Source organism: Oleiphilus sp. HI0123 (genome assembly GCF_001635315.1).
Genome location: NZ_LWGE01001457.1, coordinates 1 through 3,583, shown reverse-complemented (window position 1 = coordinate 3,583; position 3,583 = coordinate 1). Strand labels below are relative to the sequence as shown.

General features: G+C 43.9%; 5 protein-coding genes. 4 read left to right on the top strand and 1 reads right to left on the bottom strand.

Features of this window, described 5'->3' with window-relative positions; translation table 11 throughout:
• Nucleotides 1–367 precede the first annotated feature (367 nt).
• Nucleotides 368–595: a sulfurtransferase TusA gene (gene tusA, locus A3761_RS19080; protein WP_068509866.1), complete on the bottom strand. Its 228-nt coding sequence runs from the start codon at nucleotides 593–595 to the stop codon at nucleotides 368–370.
• A gap of 55 nt (nucleotides 596–650) precedes the next feature.
• Between tusA and A3761_RS19075 the strand changes: the two genes are divergently transcribed.
• The 4 genes from A3761_RS19075 to A3761_RS19060 all read left to right on the top strand — a co-directional run bounded on the left by A3761_RS19075 (nucleotide 651) and on the right by A3761_RS19060 (nucleotide 3,554).
• Nucleotides 651–935 carry an antibiotic biosynthesis monooxygenase gene (locus A3761_RS19075; RefSeq protein WP_068509864.1) on the top strand — a complete coding sequence of 95 codons (285 nt, stop codon included), beginning with the start codon at nucleotides 651–653 and terminating at the stop codon, nucleotides 933–935.
• Between the two features lie 377 nt (nucleotides 936–1,312).
• Nucleotides 1,313–2,740 (top strand): cytochrome-c oxidase, cbb3-type subunit I, encoded by a 1,428-nt coding sequence (gene ccoN / locus A3761_RS19070; RefSeq protein WP_068514738.1) that lies wholly within the window; start codon nucleotides 1,313–1,315, stop codon nucleotides 2,738–2,740.
• An 11-nt stretch (nucleotides 2,741–2,751) separates the two neighbouring features.
• The gene (gene ccoO / locus A3761_RS19065; protein WP_068514735.1) at nucleotides 2,752–3,357 is read left to right on the top strand and encodes a cytochrome-c oxidase, cbb3-type subunit II; all 606 of its coding nucleotides are present in this window, start codon (nucleotides 2,752–2,754) and stop codon (nucleotides 3,355–3,357) included.
• 11 nt (nucleotides 3,358–3,368) lie between these two features.
• Complete coding sequence (locus A3761_RS19060; protein ID WP_068509685.1) at nucleotides 3,369–3,554, top strand: CcoQ/FixQ family Cbb3-type cytochrome c oxidase assembly chaperone; 186 nt, start codon at nucleotides 3,369–3,371, stop codon at nucleotides 3,552–3,554.
• Nucleotides 3,555–3,583: the final 29 nt, after the last annotated feature.

Here is a 3,583-nt window from a genome sequence, read left to right as displayed (position 1 = left end):
TGCACCGTCTAGAAACTTCTTCATGACCAGCAACATTCCCAAACCGGAACTATCCATGTATTCGACATCATAGAGATCAACCTGAACCAGACGGCTGTCACCAACCTCCTTTTAGTAAGCTGATCGGAATTCGCTCTGCAAATGAAATGCGAAACTTCCACTGATATAGAGAGTAGTACAAGAATTATTAACGGAAACTTTCACACTACCCGTAGCACTGTCAGTCATAGATACCCAAATCAACTTTAGCTAATATTTATATCGCAAGCACCTGACAATCTATATTTGAATAATTAAAGGTGCATTCTAAAAAGATAGAGCATGATCTGAAAAGTGCAAACTCGAAACATCGACATGAGAACTACTTTCAGGCTTTTCTCAGCAGATAAATATAATTGCCGTTTTCCTGGCTCTGATCGAGCAGTTCATGACCAAGAAACTGACAGAATTTTGGTATATCACGCTGAGTGGCCGGGTCGGAAGCGATTACCTTGACCACGTCCCCACTTTGCATCTCGTCAATTTTTGAGTGCAGCATCATAACAGGTTCAGGACAATACAAACCTTGAGTATCCAAAAGGTGTTGATGTAACATCTAGCTCTCTTTTTTAATCTATACTTAAAACAACAGCACACTGGAGGGGCATGCCATGATTAGGGTTATTATCGAAAGATCCATCGCGGAATCACTGGAAGCAAACTATGAGGATACTGCAAAACAAACGCTACAAAAAGCCATTCGAGCTCCGGGCTTTATTTCTGGGGAGTCATTAAAAGATATTACCAACTCAAGACACCGAGTCATCCTTTGCAACTGGCGTAGCACTCAAGATTGGCAAGCATGGCAACAATCCCACGAACGCAAGGAAATGATGGACAAGTTAAACCTCATGCTAGAAAGAGAAGAAAAAGTTACCGTTTTGGAAATGCCTTAAACATCTTCTCTGCAATCTGCTCAATGAGTACAGTTGCGTCTTGCTCCATTCAACGCAAACTGTACTCCAAAAATCTATCTCGATACTTAAAAAATAGCAAATTAAACCTCATTTTTTGTAAGTCATTATTATATAAGTCATTTGCGCATTCCATCGGCTTAAACCAAGTTGATATACATCAACTTTCCCCCCTAACTTTCGTGATAAAAGATTGATTTTGTCCTTTCTGATCAGTACCCTTCACGCCTAGCCGATTTGGGGGTATTAACCTACCCCTAAATCATTACTTAGGTAGTAAAAAAATAAGCGATGTGTGCAAGGTTTACATTCCTTATTTTTTGCGTTTCCACTTTATGTAGAATAATGGACCCTCAACGATGAGCAAAGAGACCAACCAAATCACTTACAACTACAAAGTTGTAAGACAGTTTGCCATTATGACGGTGGTATGGGGTATTGTCGGCATGGCCGTCGGTGTTCTTATCGCTGCTCAATTAGTATGGCCAGAGCTAAACTTCGATTCACCTTATTTAAGCTTCGGTCGTATTCGCCCACTGCACACTAACGCAGTTATCTTTGCTTTTGGGGGTAGTGCTCTATTTGCTACATCGTTTTATGTGGTGCAGCGGACTTGCCAAGCACGCCTGGTCTCGGACACCCTCGCGTCATTCATGTTCTGGGGCTGGCAAGCGGTCATCGTTCTAGCAGCGATCACTTTGCCACTAGGCATTACTAGCGCAAAAGAATACGCAGAGCTTGAGTGGCCGATCGATATTCTAATCACCTTAGTTTGGATAGCCTATGGCGTCCTCTTTTTTGGTACCATAATGAAGCGTAAGACCAAGCACATTTATGTTGCAAATTGGTTCTATGGCGCATTTATTATCACTGTCGCGATTCTACACATCGGGAATAGCATGGCCATTCCAGTCACGTTCTGGAAGTCCTACTCTGCTTACGCAGGTACTGTCGATGCGATGATGCAGTGGTGGTATGGCCATAATGCTGTTGGTTTCTTCCTGACGGCAGGCTTCTTGGGCATTATGTACTACTTCGTTCCTAAACAGACTGGCAAGCCAGTTTATTCTTACAGACTATCTATTATTCATTTCTGGTCACTGATTTCTTTATATGTATGGGCAGGCGCTCACCACCTACATTACAGCGCTCTTCCTGACTGGGCACAGAGTGCGGGCATGATCATGTCCCTAGTCCTACTAGCTCCATCATGGGGTGGTATGATCAACGGTATGATGACGCTTTCTGGTGCATGGCATAAACTACGTACTGACCCAGTACTACGTTTCTTGGTTGTATCGCTTTCTTTCTATGGCATGTCTACTTTCGAAGGTCCGATGATGTCTATCAAGACTGTAAACGCGCTATCTCACAACACTGACTGGACTATTGGGCACGTTCACTCTGGTGCACTCGGTTGGGTAGCGATGATTTCTATCGGTGCGGTTTATCACTTGATTCCAAAGCTTTATGGCATTAAAGAAATGTATAGCACGTCTATGATCAACCTACACTTCTGGTTAGCGACTGCCGGCACGGTTCTATACATCGCCGCAATGTGGGTAAACGGTATTATGCAGGGCCTAATGTGGCGTGCAGTAAACAATGACGGTACCCTTACCTACAGCTTTGTAGAGTCTTTAGAAGCAAGTCATTCTGGTTATCTTGTTCGTGCAATTGGTGGTGCTATCTTCTTGTCAGGTATGCTTATCATGGCCGTGAACGTTTGGCTAACCATTAAGCAGAAAGATGCGAAAGCACTTGATACCGTGACTGAAGCAGCTTAGGAGAAGAGTCAATGAATCATGAGATAATAGAAAAAAACCTTGGCTTGATGATCCCTCTGATTGTCGTAGCTATCAGTTTTGGTTTCTTGGTAGAAGCAGTTCCACTGTTCTTCCACAAAGACATGCAAACCCCCATTGAAGGTCTGAAGCCACATACCGCTTTAGAACTTGAGGGTCGTGATATCTATATTCGTGAAGGTTGTCACACCTGTCACACGCAGATGATCAGACCTTTCCGCGCTGAGACTGAACGTTACGGTCATTACTCAGTTGCCGGAGAGCATGTTTATGAGCACCCATTCCTATGGGGTTCTAAGCGTACTGGTCCTGATCTGGCTCGTGTTGGTGGTCGCTATAGTGACGACTGGCAACGTGCTCACCTTTATAACCCACGTAATGTTGTACCTGAGTCCAAAATGCCGTCCTACCCTTGGTTGTTTACAGCTATCGTAGACCACAAAGGTACTGCTGCGAAAATGGAAGCACTTCGTACAGTAGGCGTTCCCTACACCGACGAAGACATTGCCGGTGCAGCAGAAGCGGTGAAAGGTAAAACAGAAATCGAAGCTATGGTTGCGTATCTACAGCAGCTTGGCACCGTTCTTAAGAACAAGTAAGAACCAATATTATGGATATCAACACGTTACGCGGTCTATCTACCATCTTGGTCATGATCGCCTTTGTCGCCATATGCTTATGGGCCTATAACGGCAAAAAGAAAAAAGATTTTGACGATGCAGCCAACCTGCCCTTTCAGGATGACGATATCGCGGAACGTACCTTGAGCGAAAAAGAGAGAGAAGAACATGACTAGTTTTTGGAGTGTATGGGTCTCAGTCATTA